The sequence below is a fragment of the Syntrophus aciditrophicus SB genome, from assembly GCF_000013405.1.
Taxonomy (GTDB): Bacteria; Desulfobacterota; Syntrophia; order Syntrophales; family Syntrophaceae; genus Syntrophus; species Syntrophus aciditrophicus.
This window is the reverse complement of record NC_007759.1, coordinates 2,673,355-2,691,873: the sequence shown is the minus strand read 5'-3', so window position 1 is coordinate 2,691,873 and position 18,519 is coordinate 2,673,355. Positions and strand designations below refer to the sequence as shown.

Here is an 18,519-nt window from a genome sequence, read left to right as displayed (position 1 = left end):
GGAAGACATGAAAAGGCATAAGGTCCACAAAACGCTCAAGGAGATCAATGAACGCATTAAACAGGGAGAGGCCGTCGTCGTCACTGCGGAAGAAATGATCGACATTGTCGAACGGCACGGCGACGTGGAAGCGGCCCGCCGGATCGATGTCGTAACGACGGGCACCTTCAGCCCCATGTGTTCCTCCGGGGCCTTTCTCAATTTCGGGCATACCTCACCCAAGATCCGCGCCTCCAGAGTGTGGCTCAATGACGTTCCGGCCTACGGAGGCATCGCGGCGGTCGACTGCTATATCGGCGCCACGGAAGTCGTGGAAGGCGATCCGCTCAACAGTGTCTATCCCGGTGAATTCAATTACGGTGGCGGACATGTCATCCAGGACCTGGTTTCGGGGAATCTCATCCGGCTTCGGGCTGAAGGCTACGGTACGGATTGCTACCCTTTGCGGAAGTTCGAAAAAAACATCACCCTGCACGATCTCCGCGACGCCATGCTCTTCAATCCCCGGAATGCCTATCAGAATTACAACTGCGCCGTGAACATGTCCGACAAAACCATTCACACTTACATGGGGATGCTCCGTCCCCGGATGGCCAATGCGAATTATGCCACGTCGGGTCAGCTCAGTCCTCTCTTTAACGATCCATATTACCGGACCATCGGCATCGGGACGCGAATCTTCCTGGGCGGCGCTCAGGGCTTTGTCGCCTGGCCGGGGACCCAGCACAATCCCCATGTCATCAGAGGAAAAAACGGCGCGCCCCGGGAAGGGGCGGGAACTATAGCCACTATCGGCAATCTGAAGGAGATGAGTCCCGAGTGGCTCGTCGGGGCGAGTTTTCTGGGGTATGGGGTATCCCTGTACGTCGGAATCGGCATCCCGATTCCGATTCTCGACGAAGACATGGCCCGCTATACGGCGGTGAAGGATGAGGATCTTTATGCCCAGATTTATGATTACGGCATGGATTATCCAAAAGGCGCGGCGAAAAGCCTCGGGGAGGTGAGTTACAAGGAACTCCGCAGTGGGAGCATCGATTTCAAGGGCCGGAAGATTTCAACCGCCCCCCTCTCCAGTTATTACAAGGCTCGGGAAATCTGTGAGATTCTCAAGGAATGGATCGAGCGGGGTGATTTCCTTCTGGGGGAACCGCAGCAGCTTCTGCCCGATGGAGACCTTGAATAAGTTCTCACACAGAGGTGGAATCCGCGAAAAAAAGCTATAGGGTGTTGCATATTGAAAGAGGATTCTGATATAGCCAACGTAGTTGTAGATACCCGATTGCATTCCAGGTGATAAGGGCTATCAGGTGAGAAGCGGGGCATCCTTATGATTTGTGCGCCAGGAAACCGCCGGCAAAGCCGCTGCCGTAAGCCGAAGAAAGACAATCCGGTATGAAATCCCCGTTTTTTCCCAATCTCGAAAGAGGAAATGACTGAAATGAAGATCGGTCGTTATCTTGCGCTGTTTGTCTTTCTGATGGGATTGCTGATCACCTTTGGCGATCGGGGACTGGTAGACAGCTACATGATGCAGAAGCGGCTTGCCGCGCTGCAAAAGGAGAATCAGGAGATCATTCGTGAAAACAGTCAATTAAAACATACCATAGCCTTGCTGAAGGACGATCTCTCCTATATCGAGATGGTGGCGAGAAACGATTTAGGCATGGTCAAGGATGGCGACATGGTCTATCAGTTCGCCAGATAAATGTGAAAATTCCCGGGAACGTTATGCTGGATTTAAAAAGTTTATTATCGGGCAGCAGACAGGTTGTCGGTCTTGATATCGGTTCCAGTTCGCTGAAGCTTGCAGAGGTGGTGGACGATCCCAGGGGCGGCTATCTCCTGAACCGTTTTTCACAGCTTTCCCTTCCCCGGGGAATCATTGTCGACGGGATTCTTCATGAAACATCCCTTTTGACGGAAAAGGTCAAGGAACTTTTCAAAACATCGGGCAATCGCCGGAAGGGCATTGTCACCTCCCTGTCGGGTCATTCCGTTATAATCAAGAAAGTGGATTTCCCAACCATGGAAGAAGAGGAAATGCGCGACATGATCCGGGATGACGCCGCGCAGTATCTTCCATTCGACAATATGGACGAGGTCAACTTCGATTTCCAGATTCTGGGCGAGAATGAATACAATCCCAACTTGATGGAAGTTCTGCTTGTCGCCGCCCGGAAGGATATAATCAACAGTTACACGGACGCGCTCAAGGCGGCGGGACTGACTGTGGTTATCATGGATGTGGATTCCTTCGCGCTGGAAACCGTATACGAAGAAAACTACGACTTTGAGGAAGAGGACATTGTCGCGCTCATCAACATCGGTGCGAGCATAACCAATATCAATGTCGTCAAGGCTGACGCATCCATCTTCACCCGTGATTTCACTCTCGGCGGCAATACGGTGACGGAGTCCCTGGTCGACAGGCTTGGTGTCAGCTTCGATGAAGCGGAGCGGGTCAAGATTGAGGGACCTGGGGGAGATGAGTTCGAGGCGAATGCTTTCCGGATGAGTCTGATCGAACATGCCGAACCCATCTGTGCGGAAATCGATCGTTCCATCGAGTTTTTCCGCTCCACCTTCGGCGGGGACTACATCAGGAAAGTTCTGCTGTCTGGAGGCGGAGCCAAACTCCCGGGCATCGTGGAGGAACTCCGGCAGAGGCTCGGTGTCGATACGGAAATACTCAATCCTTTCCAGAAAATCGCGATCAACGACAAAACCGTCGATGTTTCCCTGGTGGAGCAGATGGGACCGGCTTTAGCCGTCAGTCTGGGGTTGGCCCTGCGCCGTGTGGGGGACAAATGATCCGGATCAACCTTCTTCCCTATCAGGAGAAACGAAAGCAGGCCGGCCTGAAAAAACAGGTTCTCATTTTTTCCGGATCGTTTCTGGCTTTTCTTCTTGTCCTGGCTGGCATCCAGTTATACGTAAGTTTCAGTATCCGCAATCTGGAAAAGGAGATTCAGGAAAAAGAAGAGACCCTGACCAGACTGAACCGGATTGTCGGGGAAGTCGAAACGTTCAAAAAAGATGTGAGTTCGCTGGAAAAGAAACTTTCCGTCATTTCCCGCCTTGAAGAAAACCGGCTGGCTCCGGTTTATTATCTGGACAGGTTGAATTCCGCCGTCCCAGCTCAAGATGCCTGGCTCGACAAAGTCTCTCAGCAGGAGACGGGGCTGCAGCTGGAAGGCGTTGCCCGCACCAACATGGTTCTGTCCCGGTTTATGAGAAACCTCGAAGCCCTCAATATTTTTGAGACCGTCGAGCTGATTTCCTCCCGGCAGAAAGATTATTCCGGTATGAAGCTCTATTCGTTTGTCCTGTCCTGCAGGATCAAAAAAGAAGGAACCTGATGCATGGCTATCACGCTGGATGACATCAAGAAACTTTCACCGCAGAAGAAAGCCCTCCTGGTGGGGGGGCTTTTTCTTCTGATCGCCTATTTCCACTGGTTTTATTTCCTTTCCCCCTCCCTGGAAGCACGGAGCAATCTGAAGACAAAGCAAGAAGAGCTTTCCCAGAAAGTGGAGGAAAAACAGCGTATTGCGGATCAGAAGAAGAAGTATATGAAAGAAGTGGCGCTTCTGAAACAGAAATACGAGCTCGCCATGGCCAAGCTTCCGGAAAAGAAGGATATGCCCCTTCTATTGTACGATATCGCTCTGGCAGGAAAAAACGCGGGAGTCGACTCCGTCCTTTTTGAGCCGGTGACAGTGAAGGCCGCCGATGAGAAGGGGAATGACAACAAGCAGGGCGCGGGAAAGGGCAATGCGCAGAAACCGCCGGGAGCGAAGAAGCCGGGCGGGAAGGATGCAGAACCTGAGAAATTCTATGAAGAAATTCCGGTGAAGATGACGGTCGTCGGACGTTTTCACAATACGGTGCTCTTTTTTGACAAGGTGGCCAGGTTGCCGCGGATTGTAACCGTTGATGAAATCAGTATGGAAGAGGCCAGGGATTCCAAAGGGAAAGGGCGCATCCTGAGCACGGCATGCACGATAAAGACCTACATGTTTCTGGAAAAAAAGGATGAACAAGCAAAAAAAACGACCGAAAAGAAGCCGTAGATTTTCAGGCGTGATCCTTGTCTGCATGTTTCTGATTGTCCTGCTGTCAGCGGGTCAGGGATGGACGGCGCCATCTTCCCCCGTTCCTCCGCTCAATTATTCCTATCATGCGCTGGGAAAACCGGATCCTTTTATACCCTTCGTGGAAAAGGAACTCAGCCGGAAAAAAGTGAAGAACAGAAAGAGAACCAAACCGTTATCGATCTTTCCATTGCAGAGAGCCTCTGTCGGGCAGTTCAAACTGATCGGAATCGCGGGCAACGAACAAGGGCGGACAGCAATGGTGACCAACGCCCAGGGCAGATCTTTTCCAGTATTCGTGGGAACGGTCATTGGTCTTCATGGGGGGCAGGTTACGCAGATTCTGGAAGATCGTGTGATCGTCGAAGAGAAGGCGACTTCAGGAAAAGGGCGACACAAGACGAGGCGTATTTCGTTGAAGCTTCAAAACGTGGATTGATGAGAGGATGAGATGAAACAAGTCGGGCGGCGTTACGGCATTGCTTTATTGATCGGTTTCTTGTGGATGCTTCTGGGGCTGTTCACGGCATGGAATGCCGTGGCGGAAATGCATGCGACCGGGGCGGCGGATACCGGAAATCTGGAAAATATCATCCTGAATCGGGCGAAGGGGAAAGAGAGAGTAACCTTTGTTGCCACAAGGATTTCCACCTTCAAGGTGGAAGAAGAGGCTGGGAACACCGTTCTGCTGAAACTGGAAAATCTGTCGGCGCCGGAAATCCTGCGTAGACCTTTCAGTGACGAGGCCATGATCAACGTCCTGCAGGTCGTGGCGGAGCAGAAGACGGTCCAGGGAAAACCCTGGGTTCATGCAGCCGTTTATTTGAAGCAGCCCGTTCCGTACAGTGTCCGGCAGGAAGGGCAGAATGTCATTCTGGATTTTAATGTGGCCAGTTTGGGAGAAGCGGCGACGCCGTCCATGGAAAAGAAAACGGCGCCTGAAGCCTCCTCGGGCCTTGCCCCTGAAAACCAAAAGAGATCAAAGGCTTCGGAGAATCGCAAAGCAAAGAAAGCCCCTGTTGCAGATGAGTCCTCCACGGCCAGGTACACCGGCCAGAAAATATCCCTTGATTTTCAGGATGCCGATATTCGAGCTGTTCTCCGTCTCCTGGCGGAAACAGGCGGGGTCAGCATTGTGGCCGGCCCCGATGTCAAGGGGTCCGTCAACGTTCACATGAGGGATGTCCCCTGGGATCAGGCGCTGGAAACCATCCTGGATATCCATGGTCTGGCCAAAAAGGAAATGGGCAACGTCATCAGTGTGATGAGCCTGGAAAAGAAGAAGAAGGATGAAGAGGTGAGGAAAGCCGCCGAAAAGGATCAGATCGAAGCTGAGGCGAACAGAAAGAAACGCGAGCAGGATCTCCTGGCGGAAAAAGGCAGGCTCCGGCAAATTTCCATCGAGGCGAAGATTGTCGAGGCCTCTGAGGAATTCATTAAAAATCTGGGAGTGACCTGGGGAGGGGCCGTCAGCGCCCGCATGGGAAGCTATCCCTTTCAGGCGGCCTATGGAACCAACACAAGAACCACAGAGGGGCAGACAAATCCCGTATCCTATCCCTATCCCGCCGGAATAGGTTATACGACTTCGGGGACTGGCGCGGTACTGTCGCAGGCAGCCGTCAATATGCCGGGCTCTATCATCGGGACGCCGACCCTGGGGGTGGTGATCGGAGGGTCGAAGGCCGTATTGGATGTTCAGATCGCCGCTCTGGAGAGCACGAGTTCGGGCAAGATCATCTCCACGCCGAAAGTGACCACGATGGACGGGGTCACGGCAAAGATAAAGCAGGGTGAGGAAATTCCCTATACGACATATGATGACAAGGGCTATCCCCGGGTGAATTTCAAGGAAGCCGTCCTTAAGCTTGAAGTCACACCGAGCATTACCCCGGATGGCCGGATTTCCATGCAGATCAACGCGACCAATGACCGGGGGGATTATGCGAAAGCCGGGATTCTGGGGGACAATGTTCCCATCATCAAAAATGAGGTGGATTCCAAGGTCGTCGTGGAAGACGGGACGACCATCGTCATCGGCGGAGTTTCCAAAACGACTGATGATACCAGTACAAGCGGCGTTCCGTGGCTTTCCCGGATTCCTGTTTTGGGATGGCTCTTCAAATCGGAGAATACGGATAGAACCAGAAAGCAGCTGTTGATCTTTGTTACGCCGAAAATCATTCCCGATGTCGAACCCGGCGCCGCTGCAGGTCTTTCATAGCGGAAGAAGCGCTCCTGCTCCTGAAGAGAAAAGGCCTTCTGTCTGGCGACGGGAGGCGCATCACACAGGCTTCAACCTGCAAGAGACGCGGTAAAAAATGAACAAATCGCTTTCCATTATTGATATTCTGAACTTCTTAACATTGCGGTGCTCACGTGATCCTGAAAAGAATGAATTGTTCCTGTGCCTTGTGGAGATGCGTTGCCGCTATTAGTGTCCCGCTTCTGGTTCTTCCTGTCTGCCCCGTTTCGGGATGGAGCGCTGACGGAAGTGCGTCGCGATCCACGCTCAGGTGCGGAAATGACCTGGTCTCCCTGGGAGACAGCGTGGAGGATGTGCTGGTGAGCTGCGGTGAACCTTCCCGGCGCCACACGGCAGGCTCCAGAGGAAAGACTCGAACGGCCAAGCGGAAAAGCAGCAGGGAATCCGACGGGGATCGGAACAACGAAAGCCCTTCCAGAAAGAAGAAACGGACGCCCCGCAGGGCAAAATACCAAGAAAATGAGGCAGAAACCTGGCATTACAATCGAGGCCCCAATGATTTCGTATACTGTCTTCACTTTGAAGACGGCGTCCTGACAAGGATCGTTCAGGGCGGCCGGGGGAGATAAGCGGGACGTCCATGGCCTGCCGGTATTTTTTTATAATAAAGACATCTGATCTGCCTTGACACGCCCCATGGGCTGTGATAGCTCACGCGTATTTGCGGCATCTTTTGCCCGAGTCAACTCTACTCCCATTAAGTCAAGGTCTTCGAAACGGTAAGAATATAAAATGGATAGAGCCGAGTTTCTTTCCCGAACGCAAACCCTGCTGGAACAGGATGCATTCGAGAGCGCTCTGGATGAGGCGAAGCGCCGGCTTGACCGGAATCCCGGAGATATCGACGCGCTGATCGTTCAATGCCATGCCTGCACGCGGCTGGGTAAGCTGGAGGAAGCCTCAGCCGTGATTGACGAGGTGGAGAAGACCATTCTGGAGATGTCCCGCGTTTTTGTCAGCATGGGGGATATCTGCTTCAAGGGGGGCTTGAACCAGGAGGCCGTTAAATTTTATCGCCGGTTTCTTGAACTCAACCCCGGTTCTGACCTGTCCCGGGATATCTCAGGAAAACTCAAACTTATTGAAAGTGATTCTCCGGATTTTACGCCGGAGGCGGATCATCGGGAAACTTTCGAACATCCCGTGACGGCAGGTTTTCAGACCCTGACTCTGGTTGACCTTTATCTTCGGCAGGGGCATCTGGATGAAGCTGAAGCCCTTCTGGAACAGATGATGGCACGCAATCCCGATTCTTCCACACTCCGGGAAAAGCTGGCGGCTGTCCGGTCGGCAACAGGCGTACAGGCGGCGAAAGGGATGAACCCCCGACAGAAGAAAAAAGTGATTGAAAAATTGGGCAAATGGCTGGATCTACTCCAGAGAAGAAGGTCCTATGCGATTTGATCCATCCGTGTATCAATCCCGGCTGGCCAGGCTGCGCTCGATCCTGCTCTCCAGTCATATTCAGGGTCTTATCCTTTTTGACCTCCATAATATCCGCTATTTCACCGGATTCACAGGAAGCGACGGGGCGCTGGTCGTGAGAGAGCAATCCGCGACGCTGCTTGTTGATGGCCGCTATTTGACACAGGCCCGCAAGGAAGTTCAGGTTGCCGATCTCTTCCTGTTCCAGGACAAAGTGGATGGCCTTGAGTCCGTTCTTGATCTGAAAGCGGGAGAAACGGTCGGCTTTGAGGCTTCTGCAGTCAGTTATACGTTTTTTTTGAGGTTGTCGGATCGGCTGCGGGAAGAAAGGCTGAAACCTCTGTCGGAAGAGCTGAATTCGATTCGGGCGGTCAAGGACGCCGAGGAAATATCCTGCATGCGCCGCGCCGCTGAGCTGGCCGGCCGGGTGCTCGAAGCCGTTACTTCGAAGATTCGTCCGGGTGTCCCGGAGCGGGATGTTGCCCTGGAGATCGATTTCGGGTCAGCAAGGGCCGGTGCGGAACGGATGGCCTTTGAAACGATTGTGGCCTCGGGAGCCAATGCCGCGCTGCCCCACGCGAAGCCCGGTCTGAAAAACCTGGAGCAGGGCGATCTGATCGTTATAGATTATGGCCTTGTAGTCGATGGATATTGTTCCGATGAAACCTGCACCTTCTGCCTCGGATATGCGGACGGAAAAAAACGGGAAGCTTACGCCGCCGTGAAAGAAGCTCATGACCGGGCACTGGAAGCGGTCAGGGCCGGTGTGACATGCAGTTCGATTGATCGGGTTGCTCGAAGCGTTCTTGAACGATACGGCCTGGATGCCCTGTTTTCTCATGGCACCGGTCACGGAGTCGGTTTGGAGGTGCATGAGGCTCCGCGGGTATCTGCAAAGTCGGACACGGTCCTGACAGCGGGTATGGTGATCACCATCGAGCCGGGGGTGTATATCCCCGGGCAATGGGGAATCAGGATTGAAGATACCGTTCTGGTGCAGGATGCCGGCTGCGAAGTCCTTACGAAAATGCCGAAGGATCTAATTATTTTATAAATTAAATTAACAGGATGACGATTTATGAAAATATTTCCAGATGATCTTCTTTACAGTCGTGAACACATTTGGGTTGCCGTTGACGGTAATATGGCCACGCTGGGCATTACGGATTACGCCCAGGAAAAACTTGGAGACGTGGACGAGGTCGATCTGCCCAAAGTGGACTCCTTTGTCGAGAGGGACGAACCTTTTGGAACGCTTGAGTCTGCAAATGACGTATTTGAACTGGTTTCGCCTTTATCGGGAGAAATCGTCAATGTCAACGAAGACATCATGGAGGATGTGACTATCCTGAACAGTGATCCCTATGATGCGGGTTGGATTGTGGTCATCGAAATGAAAGATCCGGAGGAACTGGATGATCTTTTGGAAATCCAGGGGTATCAGGATTACATTGCCGAGGAAGAATAGATTCTTCATTCTTTTTTTTCAGGCCGTTATCAATTTTAGGTTGCAATTTTAATTAACATTGCGTATACAATCCTTCCTGCGCGACTGTAAGATCCGCATCCCTTCCGATCAGGCAGGCTTGAAAACGGGGGGCAACAAAGATAAAAAACTTTGAGGTATTTAAGATATTAGATAAAGGCATAATTGCCCGGTAAGGAGTGTGGTAAAATTATATTGATAAAACAAAGGGTAGTCTACGGCATGAGCAGATCATGATGAGCCGTGCTGCCCTTTTTTTAATACAGCGGAGGGAAACTAGATGGGGCATCTGATCCGGTAAGTCTCTTACCGGTTTGAGCGGATTATCAGCTTGTTTTTTTCATAAATGTCTTTTGATCCATCCTTTCATTCTTGAAAGTTTCATGTCCGGTTCAGTCCATCGAAACCGAAACAAAAGCACCATAAGCGTCAGTCCTTCCGTTTTCCTGTAAGAGTGTAAAGCGTCATATATCCTTGACCCTTTTGCCAAGGGGGTTCCCTCACCGTGGAACGCGGGACGGGAGATGGGGGTGACGTTTTAAATTACAAACCAATTTCTGGAAATTTCTGAAAATCAAAAAGGAGGTATAACTTGGAAGTCAAAGTATTTGACAATGACGTGGAAAAGGCTTTGAAAATCTTGAAAAACAAGCTTTCCAAAAGTGGACTGTTCAAGGAACTGAAGGTCCGCAGAGCCTATGAGAAACCTTCCGTAAAGCGCAAGAGAAAAGCCATCGAAGCGCGGCGTCGGTTTGCCAAGGTTCAGAGACGAAGGAGCTCATAAAGACTCCTTTGCCGGGGCATCATACTTCAATTCCAGATCAGAGAGGATATCCCGACGACAGGCAGAAAACGGTGCGGGCGTAAAATTCTAAGCTGGGGAACCGACGGCGAAACCGGAACGGATAGCGCTGTGATATGGAATCGGAATGATGTTGCCAGTTCAGGGGATGCATCCTTCAACAGGGACCGGGCAGCTTAACGGCTTTCTGAACGGGTTGGGAGTTTGTGCGAATGATAGAAAGACAGTATCTTGTTGATGCCCTTTCGATAGAGGAATCGTGGCGGATATTCCGCATTATGGCTGAATTTGTGGAAAGCATTGAAGAGCTCTCCACATTGCGGAATGCCGTAAGCATCTTTGGCTCCGCGCGGCTGAAGCCAGGTGATCTCTGGTACGGGAAAGCGGAATACCTGGCAAAGCGTCTGGCGGAGAAAGGATTCAGTGTGATTACGGGAGGTGGTCCCGGCATCATGGAGGCTGCCAACAAAGGGGCAGCCGAGGCCGGGGGAAAATCCGTGGGGATGAATATCCGTCTGCCCTTTGAGCAGAAACCGAATCCCTATTCGAATGTCAGCATCGACTATAAATACTTTTTCATCCGCAAGGTGATGTTCGTCAAATATGCCGTGGCCTATGTCATTTTCCCCGGGGGGTATGGCACGCTGGACGAGCTCTTCGAGGCCCTGACGCTCATTCAGACAAAACGCATCAAGAGTTTTCCCGTCATCCTGCTGGGGAGCGATTACTGGAAAGGTTTGATGGACTGGCTGAACGACACCATGCTGAAAGAAGATATGATCCTGTCCGACGATCTTGACCTGATCCGGATCACCGACGACCCCGATGAAGCCGTTCGATACATTCAGCGGTTCGTCATTCTGTAATTTCCCCATACATTTAATGAAATCATGGGCATCCGAGCGGGAGAATCCGGCAACTCTTTGAGTAAGGCGCTTCTTGAGATCGAGAAGGAGCAGCCGGCTCCCTGTTATCTGCTTTACGGCGATGCGGAATACGAAATAAGCGATGCCTTCACGAAGATCATCGATGCGCTGCTTTCTCCGGAAGACCAGGCTTTGAATCTCTTCGTCCTGGACGGCGAGGATGAGGACCCGGAACGAATAGGGGAAAATCTTATGACCCCGCCTCTGCTTCCCGGCAGAAAGGTCGTTGCGGTCCGCCGGACACAGCTCTTTTCTTCCCGCAAGACGCTGAAAGATCTGGTAAAGCGCATCCGTGAACAACTGAATGGAAAACCGCAGCAGGCCGCGAAGACCTTCATGACCTTCCTGAGTCTTGCCGGATGGAATCTCGAGGATTTCAAGGGCGACGGCTGGAAAGCCATTTCCGATAAAGACTGGCAGACAACCGTGGAGGGAGATGCCGGAGAGGACCGGATCAAGTGGCTCCCCCAGGTCGTCGAGGTTTGTGTCGATCTGGGACTGAAAGGCAGAAGCGCAACCGGCGGCGGGACGGATCATCTGGAGGCCATTCTGCGGGACGGCCTTCCCGCCGGCAATGTCCTTCTTCTGACCGCGGAATCCGTGGACAAGCGGAAAAAACTGTTCAAAACCATCAGTGAACTGGGCAGGGTGTTGCCCTTTGTTGTTGAGAAAGGCGAGGCCCGGCAGAAAAACACCTTGATGGATTCTGCCCGGGATCTTCTGGCGACCCGGGGAAAGCGCATGTCCTCCGGCGCGTGGGAGGTTCTGGGGAGAAAAACGGGGTTCCAGTTGCGGAACTCCATGGCGGCTCTGGAAAAGCTCATCACCTATACGGGGGAGCGAAAAACCATCGAGGTGTCCGATGTCGAGGAAGTCATCAGCCGGACGCGGGAGGATAAAGTGTTCGACCTCACCGCGGCCCTGGCGGAAAAGAACCTGAAGGGGGCGCTGTCTGTTTTACGGAGCCTGAGGGAGCAGGGAATTCATTCCCTTGTCATTCTATCCATGATCGTCCGGGAGATGCGGCTGCTATTGCATGCGCGGCAGCTCCGGAACGAGGGGGCGCTGCCGGGTTATCAGCCCCGGATGGATTACGGACGCTTTCAAAAATCGATTTATCCGACCGTAAAGGGCTGGGCCGGGCAGGCGGGAGACGTTCACATTGAGCTGGCGGATTCGCACCCTTATGTGGTCTTCAATATCCTTCGAAATTCGGAAAACTTTTCGGAAAAGCGGCTGAAGCGCCATCTCGAGGATCTGCTGGCGATGGACCTGGCCATGAAGTCGACGGCGAAGGATGCCGACCTGATGCTGGAACGGTTCCTTATCGATGTGTGCCGCCCTTAGGAGGGACTTAGAGGCGGATTAGAGTTTTCTGCGGCGGGTCATGGCCGCCTTTTCACGACGGGAAAGCCGGTGGGCAGGGCCCTTCTTGCGGGCGTTTCCAGATTCGCGGGCATCGTCCTCTTCCTCTTTTTCGGGAAAGCGCTCCGCGACGGCGGTCACCGCAGCCGAAGCAGCCGCGCGGACGATCACCTCTTCGAACTCCGGAGAAGTCAGGGCCGTTGCGCCCTTTCTGGAGATGTAGTCAGCGACATCGCGATCAGACGTCACGACGACGATCTCCTCTCCCTTCTGCAAAACCATGCGTTTGATGACTTCGTCGGCCTTTTCACCCCTGCGGGAGTAAACGACGGTAATTCCTCCCTGGCGATCCCGCTCCTCGAAGGGCGAGCCGTTTTCCCAGCCGTCGAACACCACCGTGATCCGATGCCCCTTCGATTTCCGGTATGAGGAAACCTGCGAAAGCAGAGCCTGCCGCCCGGCTTCCAGGCTTCGGCGTTCAAAATGGCGGAGGAAATCGGATTGCCTGATCAGGTTGTAGCCGTCGATGATAATGTGCATGGCGGGAAAAGAAAGTTCAGGCTGTCGGGAATGTACAGGGTTCCGGGCTGTTTTCCAGCAGGGCGCGCATGGCCGGCAGGGTAAGGCCATAATCGCCGCTCGCGAAAACGGCGGAGCCCGCAACGAGGACATCCGCTCCGGCCTGGGCGACGGTTGAAATGTTATCCAGGTTGATCCCCCCGTCCACTTCGATGACGATCCGGGGGGAAACCGCCGAAATCATGGCCTTGGCCTTGCGGATTTTCGGCAGCATCGTGGGGATAAACTGCTGTCCGCCGAAACCGGGGTTCACGGTCATGATGAGAAGCAGATCCAGATCGGGCAGGATGTCTTCCAGCAGACTCAAAGGGGTTGCCGGATTGACTGAAACACCGGCCGAAACGCCCCGTTCCCTGATATAGGAGATGGTGCGGTGCAGGTGAACTGCCGCTTCCGCGTGAACGGTCAGGATATCGCAGCCGGCGTCGATGAATGCGTCAAGATAAGAATCCGGGTTGTCGATCATCAGATGGACATCAAAGGGCAGCCTTGTGACCTTGCGCAGAGACTTGACGACCGGCGGTCCGATCGTCAGATTGGGGACGAAGTGGCCGTCCATTACATCGATATGGATCCAGTCCGCTCCGGCAGCCTCCACGGCGGCGATCTCGTCGCCCAGACGGCTGAAATCGGCGGAAAGGATTGAAGGGGCAATTTTTTTCATAAGTTAAAACCGCAATCCTTAAATTATGTCAGGTCATTCCAATTTCAGATTAAAGATGACATCACCCGGAAACCGTTACAACATCTCCGCCGGGCCGTCAAGGGGAAAGCCGGAGGTTTCCGGAAAACGGGGCCGCCCCATGATTTCTCTTTATAATCTGCTGCTGCCTCTGGCAGCACTTTTCGGTATTCCCTATTACGCCATCCGGATGCTCCTGACCGGCAAGTATCGGAAAAGCCTCGGCCCCAAGCTGGGTATTTACTCCGGGGGAGAACTTTTTTCCGCGATGAAGGGCAGTCCGCGCATCTGGGTGCATGCCGTTTCCGTGGGCGAGGTGACCGCCGCCGCTCCGGTGGTTGCCGAACTGCGAAAGGATTATCCCGGGGCCTGCATAGTCGTATCCACGAGTACGGAAACAGGCCAGGAAATGGCTCAGCGACTCATTCCCGAGGCGACGGCCCTCATCTATTATCCCCTGGATCTGTCCTTTGTGGTGGACCGGATGCTGACGCGGGTGCAGCCGGACATCTTCATCCTGACGGAAACGGAACTCTGGCCGAATTTTCTGACTTCATGCCGGAGGAGGGGAATTCGGGTCGTCGTGATCAATGGGCGCATTTCTCCCCGGTCATTCCGCCGTTACAGACGGACTCGATTTTTCTGGAAGGGACTGCTGGAAGGTCTCGACGGTCTGGGAATGATTTCAGCGACGGATGCCTGCCGGGTTCTTGCCTTGGGTGCACCGCCGGCAAAGGTTTCGATTCTCGGCAACGCCAAATATGACAGCCTGGCTTTCAGGACCTCCCCCGCTCTGCAGGCGGAAATCGCCCGGAAACTGAATATTTATCCCGGAAGCCCTGTCTTTGTCGCGGGGAGCACCCATGAAGGCGAGGAAGCAATCTGCCTGTCGGTTTACCGGCGACTGCTGGCGTTCAATCCTGAATTTCAATTGATCCTGGCGCCTCGCCATGTCGAGAGGGCCGAATCCGTGGCGGAACAGATCCGGCAGGCCGGTTTCGCGGACGTCATCCGGCTTTCGGAGATCAACGACGGCACGCAGCGGCGCGGGGAACGCGTCGTTCTCGTGGATGTCATCGGCGAGCTGTTCAGGATCTACAGCCTGGCGACCGTGGTATATTGCGGGGGGAGCCTTGTTCCCAAAGGGGGACAGAATATTCTGGAGGCGGCTGCCTGGGGAAAGGTGGTCTTTTACGGACCTCACATGGACGATTTTGAAGGGGAGAAGGCTCTGCTGGAAGTGTCGGGCGCGGGCATTCCCGTTGCCGACGAAGCGGAACTGAAGGAGGCGATGCTGTCGCTCCTGGCGGATCCCGATGAGTTGAGACGCCGGGGCGAACAGGGCCGTCTTGCCGTCACCGCCAATGCCGGGGCGTCCCGACGTTATGCCGATCTCATCGGGTTTCATCTGGGGGGGAAACGATCTCTTCCAGTTGCTCCATGAGCGGCCCCAGACTATCCGGTTGAAGGGCCGATACGGCGATGGCGTTGAAGCGCCGGCAGAGGGTCGACAGCAGGGCCTTGTCGGCAAAGCGGTCGGCCTTGTTGAAGACCCGGAGGGTGGCTTTTCCCTGTATGCCGATCTCTTCCAGGATTTTTTCCACGGCGGCGATGTGGCTTTCGAAGCCGGGGTTGCTTACATCGATGACGTGGAGGAGGATGTCCGCTTCATAGAGTTCCTCCAGCGTGGCCTTGAAGGCGGCGAAGAGATCCGCCGGGAGGTCGCGGATGAAGCCCACCGTATCGGTAATGACGGCTTCCGCATCCCGGGGAAAGCGCAGCCGTGAACTTTTCGGGTCCAGGGTGGCGAAGAGACGGTCTTCCGTGAAGACGCGGCTTTTCGTGAGGGTGTTGAGCAGGGTGGATTTTCCGGCGTTGGTGTAGCCTACAATCGAGATCACCGGCAGACCCGTCCGTTCCCGTTTCAGCCGCCGCTGCCCCCGGGCCTTTTCAATATTCCGGATGTCTTCCTCCAGATGCAGAATCCGGTCCCTCACCCGCCGCCGATTGACTTCCAGCTTCGTTTCCCCCGGTCCCCGTCCGCCGATTCCCCCCGTGAGGCGGGACATGCCCGTATGGCGCGTCGCCAGGCGGGGCAGAAGATATTTCAACTGGGCGAGCTCCACCTGAATCTTTCCTTCCCGGCTGTGGGCGCGCTGCGCGAAGATGTCCAGGATGACCTGCGTCCGGTCGATGACCTTCATCTCCGTGAAATCCGCAATGGAACGAACCTGGGCGGGCGTCAGCTCGTGATCGAAGATGAGCAGGTTGGCGCCGATCTGCAGGGCCTTGATGATCACGTCGGCGAGCTTTCCCTTGCCGAGGAGATACCTCGGGTCAAGCTGGGGGCGGTGCTGGATGATCCGGTCAAATACCTCCACGTTGCAGGAGTGGGCCAGTTCCCTGAGCTCCTCCAGGGACCCCTCGCTGTCGAAGAGGGGATTCGTTTCGACGCGAAGAAGAATCGCCCGGTCGGCGGAATCCACCTTGCGGGAACGCTGGGTTCGGGCGAACTCGTTTTCCAGGGCGCCGATGAAGGAAAGGAAATCCGCCTTCAGATCGGAGATTCGTTGGGGCGGTTCAACCCGCCAGTAGCCGCCGTCGGGATTTTCGGGAATCAGATGGGCAGTGTGGACGATGCCGGGGAGACCGTCGGGGCCCGTTTCCACGGCGCAGATGAGATCGAGGCGCAGAAGCGCCAGGTCGCTGAGGTCTTCGGCATTCAGGGGGTCGGGACCCAAGTGGGTATGAATCAGGCGGAGCCCCTTGAAACGGGCCGATGAGGAACGGAATCCCTCCAGGCTGGGGATGAGGATGCCCTTATGGGTGCCGACGATCACACAGGCCACTTCGCCCCGCCGGCTGAGCAATACCCCCAGCTGCCGGTTGAGCTCCCGGGAGAGTTCCGTGAGCTGACGGGCCATTTCCTGGGTGACGATTGCATCGGGCGGCACCCGCCTCCGGTAGAACTGCTCCAGGCGTTTGATCTGGATCGGCTTCAAGCCGGTTAGATTTCCGTATATTTTCTGGATGGTCGATAGCTCCTTCTGGAAAAGACGCACTGAAATGAGCGCCCGGATCGGTTGCGGAAATGATTTTATTCCTGCTGACGGGAAAAATTATCAGATGTGTCTCATCCGGTCAAGGAAGGAGATGAAAAAATAAAAGCGCCCCGAAGGACATGCCTTCGGGGCGCTTGAACTTCAGCAGATACCGTGTAACTCGAAGAGAAGCTTCAGCTTAGAAGCTGAGATCCAGTCTGTGCATGAGCAGGTAGGTATCGTCGATTGCTTTGGCTGTGGTGCCCTTGTAGAAGTCACCGGCCCACAGATAACCGAAGCCGACCGTATAGGTCAGGTTGTCGTAAATCTTGTAAGCAGCGGTCAGATCCGCTTCGATGCCGATTTCGTCATCCTGACCGGCAGCTTCTTCATCAGCCATCGCGTAGCTCACTGCGGCCTTGACGTCCAGTTTCGGCATGGGCTTGTAACCGGCATAAACCTGGAACAGATGGGCGTTTTTCATGTAGCCGTCTGTCTGGGCATCGGTGAGTGAATTGCCGCCTAAATTGCCGAGCCACTTGTTGTTCTTTTCACCCCAGAGGATCAGAGCCGGATCAAAAGTTCCACCACCGTCACCTTGATATGCTTCTATATCGCCACCGGCATCCTCACCGGAGACAAACGCATAGAAGGCGCCGACATAGGCGGGACCGATATTTCCCTTGCCATGCACATAGGCGCTCCAGGCATTGATGTCAACATCAGTGCCACCTGCGACGTCACTTTCTCTCTCGCCATACTGATAGTTGACTTCCGCCTCTACGAAGACCGGACCGAAGGTGGTCTGGACGTAGGGAGAAACGGTATAATATCTGTCTTTGTAAGTAGTGGTCGATGCATCGTTGGTGTACATGACCTGGAGACCGGCCACGCCGCCATTCCACTTGTACTTGCCGTAAACGCCGTAATTGTCATAGTCGCCGTCAGTTTTCCCGGCCCAGGGGACAGATGGAGCCCAAGCTGTACCGGTTTTAGCCGCAACATAGGAATTATCTTTTACTTTCTCAGTGAACGCGGCAGCTTCCCACGGACCGAAATTGCCCACATAGCGGATCATGTCCGTGTCGGTATCGTTGTCGCCGAAGATGGTGCCCCAGCTCGTGTTGGTCATCGTGCGGCCGACATCGAATCTGCCGAAGGGAACGGCAAAGCTGACCCAGACGCGGTCAAAGGAGATGTTCTCATCATCGTTGCCGTAACCATAACTTCCAACCAGTTCCTTGGTGGTTCCCCATCTTCTTTCCAGCGCGTCGAACCGGGTGTTCAAGGTCAACCCTTCGGCGATCTTGAATTCCGTGCTCAGTCTCAGTCTCTGGCCGTAAAGGCTCCTTGAGGCTTCGTCATTGGACAGACCCCAGTTGTCCGCATGAAGACCGCGGACATAGTAGGTGCCGCTGAACTTTACATCCGCTGCGGAGGCGCTCAGGGCGAATCCGGCGACCATCGCGACAGCGAGTAAGGCTACCCAAAATCTTTTCATTGTTTCCTCCTGAAAACATTGTTTTTTTCTGGTTCTGACTTTCCAACGGGCATTGGAAAATCATTCCTGAATGAATTGAACGGCGACACTTTGCGTCAACTGCGTTCAACACCCTTCCGCCCGGCCGGGAACGCCGTTTCTGCATTCTTTCTCCCGATTTGTACCTCCTTTCGCTTCTTTATTTCATAACATCTTTCGGCATTCGTATCACTGGAGTGCTGCACTGTCAAGCTCCATCACCAGGCCGCGGCCTGTCAACGGAAAACGAATTGCGGTATTTTCTTTTTTATCCTGAACTCCGAACGGTCAATGAACACGAACACGATGCCTTCTTTGATTTTCACTAAGC

General features: G+C 54.1%; 19 protein-coding genes. 15 read left to right on the top strand and 4 right to left on the bottom strand.

The features are described from left to right. Nucleotides 1-7: 7 nt before the first annotated feature. The 14 genes from SYN_RS12625 to holA all read left to right on the top strand — a co-directional run bounded on the left by SYN_RS12625 (nt 8) and on the right by holA (nt 12,349). Complete coding sequence (locus SYN_RS12625) at nt 8-1,186, top strand: homocysteine biosynthesis protein (RefSeq protein ID WP_041585738.1); 1,179 nt, start codon at nt 8-10, stop codon at nt 1,184-1,186. 255 nt (nt 1,187-1,441) lie between these two features. After that, nucleotides 1,442-1,708, top strand: a complete 267-nt coding sequence (locus SYN_RS12620) for an FtsB family cell division protein (protein WP_041585106.1) — start codon at nt 1,442-1,444, stop codon at nt 1,706-1,708. Nucleotides 1,709-1,731: 23 nt separating this feature from the next. Then, nucleotides 1,732-2,814, top strand: a complete 1,083-nt coding sequence (gene pilM, locus SYN_RS12615; RefSeq protein WP_041585737.1) for a type IV pilus assembly protein PilM — start codon at nt 1,732-1,734, stop codon at nt 2,812-2,814. Further along, on the top strand, nt 2,811-3,362 hold the full coding sequence (locus SYN_RS12610; protein WP_011418562.1) for a PilN domain-containing protein: 552 nt from the start codon (nt 2,811-2,813) through the stop codon (nt 3,360-3,362). The genes pilM and SYN_RS12610 overlap by 4 nt, the downstream gene beginning before the upstream one ends. Before the next feature lie 3 nt (nt 3,363-3,365). After that, a complete protein-coding gene (gene pilO, locus SYN_RS15465) occupies nt 3,366-4,076 on the top strand; it encodes a type 4a pilus biogenesis protein PilO (RefSeq protein ID WP_011418561.1) in 711 nt (236 codons plus the stop codon). Continuing rightward, nucleotides 4,039-4,536: a pilus assembly protein PilP gene (locus tag SYN_RS12600; protein ID WP_011418560.1), complete on the top strand. Its 498-nt coding sequence runs from the start codon at nt 4,039-4,041 to the stop codon at nt 4,534-4,536. The genes pilO and SYN_RS12600 overlap by 38 nt, the downstream gene beginning before the upstream one ends. Nucleotides 4,537-4,548: 12 nt before the next feature. Then, nucleotides 4,549-6,321 (top strand): secretin and TonB N-terminal domain-containing protein, encoded by a 1,773-nt coding sequence (locus SYN_RS12595; RefSeq protein WP_011418559.1) that lies wholly within the window; start codon nt 4,549-4,551, stop codon nt 6,319-6,321. Nucleotides 6,322-6,491: 170 nt separating this feature from the next. Beyond that, nucleotides 6,492-6,932: a DUF2845 domain-containing protein gene (locus SYN_RS12590; RefSeq protein ID WP_158302981.1), complete on the top strand. Its 441-nt coding sequence runs from the start codon at nt 6,492-6,494 to the stop codon at nt 6,930-6,932. A 163-nt stretch (nt 6,933-7,095) separates the two neighbouring features. Continuing rightward, nucleotides 7,096-7,767 (top strand): tetratricopeptide repeat protein, encoded by a 672-nt coding sequence (locus tag SYN_RS12585; RefSeq protein WP_011418557.1) that lies wholly within the window; start codon nt 7,096-7,098, stop codon nt 7,765-7,767. Further along, nucleotides 7,757-8,842: a M24 family metallopeptidase gene (locus tag SYN_RS12580; protein WP_083756500.1), complete on the top strand. Its 1,086-nt coding sequence runs from the start codon at nt 7,757-7,759 to the stop codon at nt 8,840-8,842. The genes SYN_RS12585 and SYN_RS12580 overlap by 11 nt, the downstream gene beginning before the upstream one ends. A 24-nt stretch (nt 8,843-8,866) precedes the next feature. Next, nucleotides 8,867-9,256 carry a glycine cleavage system protein H gene (gene gcvH / locus SYN_RS12575; RefSeq protein ID WP_011418555.1) on the top strand — a complete coding sequence of 130 codons (390 nt, stop codon included), beginning with the start codon at nt 8,867-8,869 and terminating at the stop codon, nt 9,254-9,256. Between the two features lie 610 nt (nt 9,257-9,866). Further along, entirely contained in the window at nt 9,867-10,058 is a 192-nt protein-coding gene (gene rpsU / locus SYN_RS12570; protein WP_011418554.1) for a 30S ribosomal protein S21, read from the top strand. 230 nt (nt 10,059-10,288) lie between these two features. Continuing rightward, nucleotides 10,289-10,942, top strand: coding sequence for a TIGR00730 family Rossman fold protein (locus tag SYN_RS12565; protein WP_041585103.1), 654 nt, complete (start codon nt 10,289-10,291; stop codon nt 10,940-10,942). 57 nt (nt 10,943-10,999) lie between these two features. Next, nucleotides 11,000-12,349, top strand: a complete 1,350-nt coding sequence (gene holA / locus SYN_RS12560; RefSeq protein ID WP_158302980.1) for a DNA polymerase III subunit delta — start codon at nt 11,000-11,002, stop codon at nt 12,347-12,349. Between the two features lie 18 nt (nt 12,350-12,367). Here the strand turns inward: holA and SYN_RS15460 are convergent, their stop codons facing one another. Together SYN_RS15460 and rpe are read right to left on the bottom strand one after the other, a co-directional pair. After that, nucleotides 12,368-12,907, bottom strand: a complete 540-nt coding sequence (locus SYN_RS15460; RefSeq protein ID WP_011418551.1) for an NYN domain-containing protein — start codon at nt 12,905-12,907, stop codon at nt 12,368-12,370. A gap of 16 nt (nt 12,908-12,923) precedes the next feature. Further along, nucleotides 12,924-13,610, bottom strand: a complete 687-nt coding sequence (gene rpe / locus SYN_RS12550) for a ribulose-phosphate 3-epimerase (RefSeq protein ID WP_011418550.1) — start codon at nt 13,608-13,610, stop codon at nt 12,924-12,926. A 55-nt stretch (nt 13,611-13,665) separates the two neighbouring features. Here rpe and SYN_RS12545 point away from each other — a divergent pair, with 55 nt between their 5' ends. Next, entirely contained in the window at nt 13,666-15,072 is a 1,407-nt protein-coding gene (locus SYN_RS12545; RefSeq protein ID WP_158302979.1) for a 3-deoxy-D-manno-octulosonic acid transferase, read from the top strand. Here the strand turns inward: SYN_RS12545 and hflX are convergent. Next, nucleotides 15,023-16,630, bottom strand: coding sequence for a GTPase HflX (gene hflX, locus SYN_RS12540; RefSeq protein ID WP_202943567.1), 1,608 nt, complete (start codon nt 16,628-16,630; stop codon nt 15,023-15,025). The genes SYN_RS12545 and hflX overlap by 50 nt on opposite strands. Before the next feature lie 238 nt (nt 16,631-16,868). After that, complete coding sequence (locus SYN_RS12535) at nt 16,869-18,170, bottom strand: hypothetical protein (protein WP_011418546.1); 1,302 nt, start codon at nt 18,168-18,170, stop codon at nt 16,869-16,871. Nucleotides 18,171-18,519 lie beyond the last annotated feature (349 nt).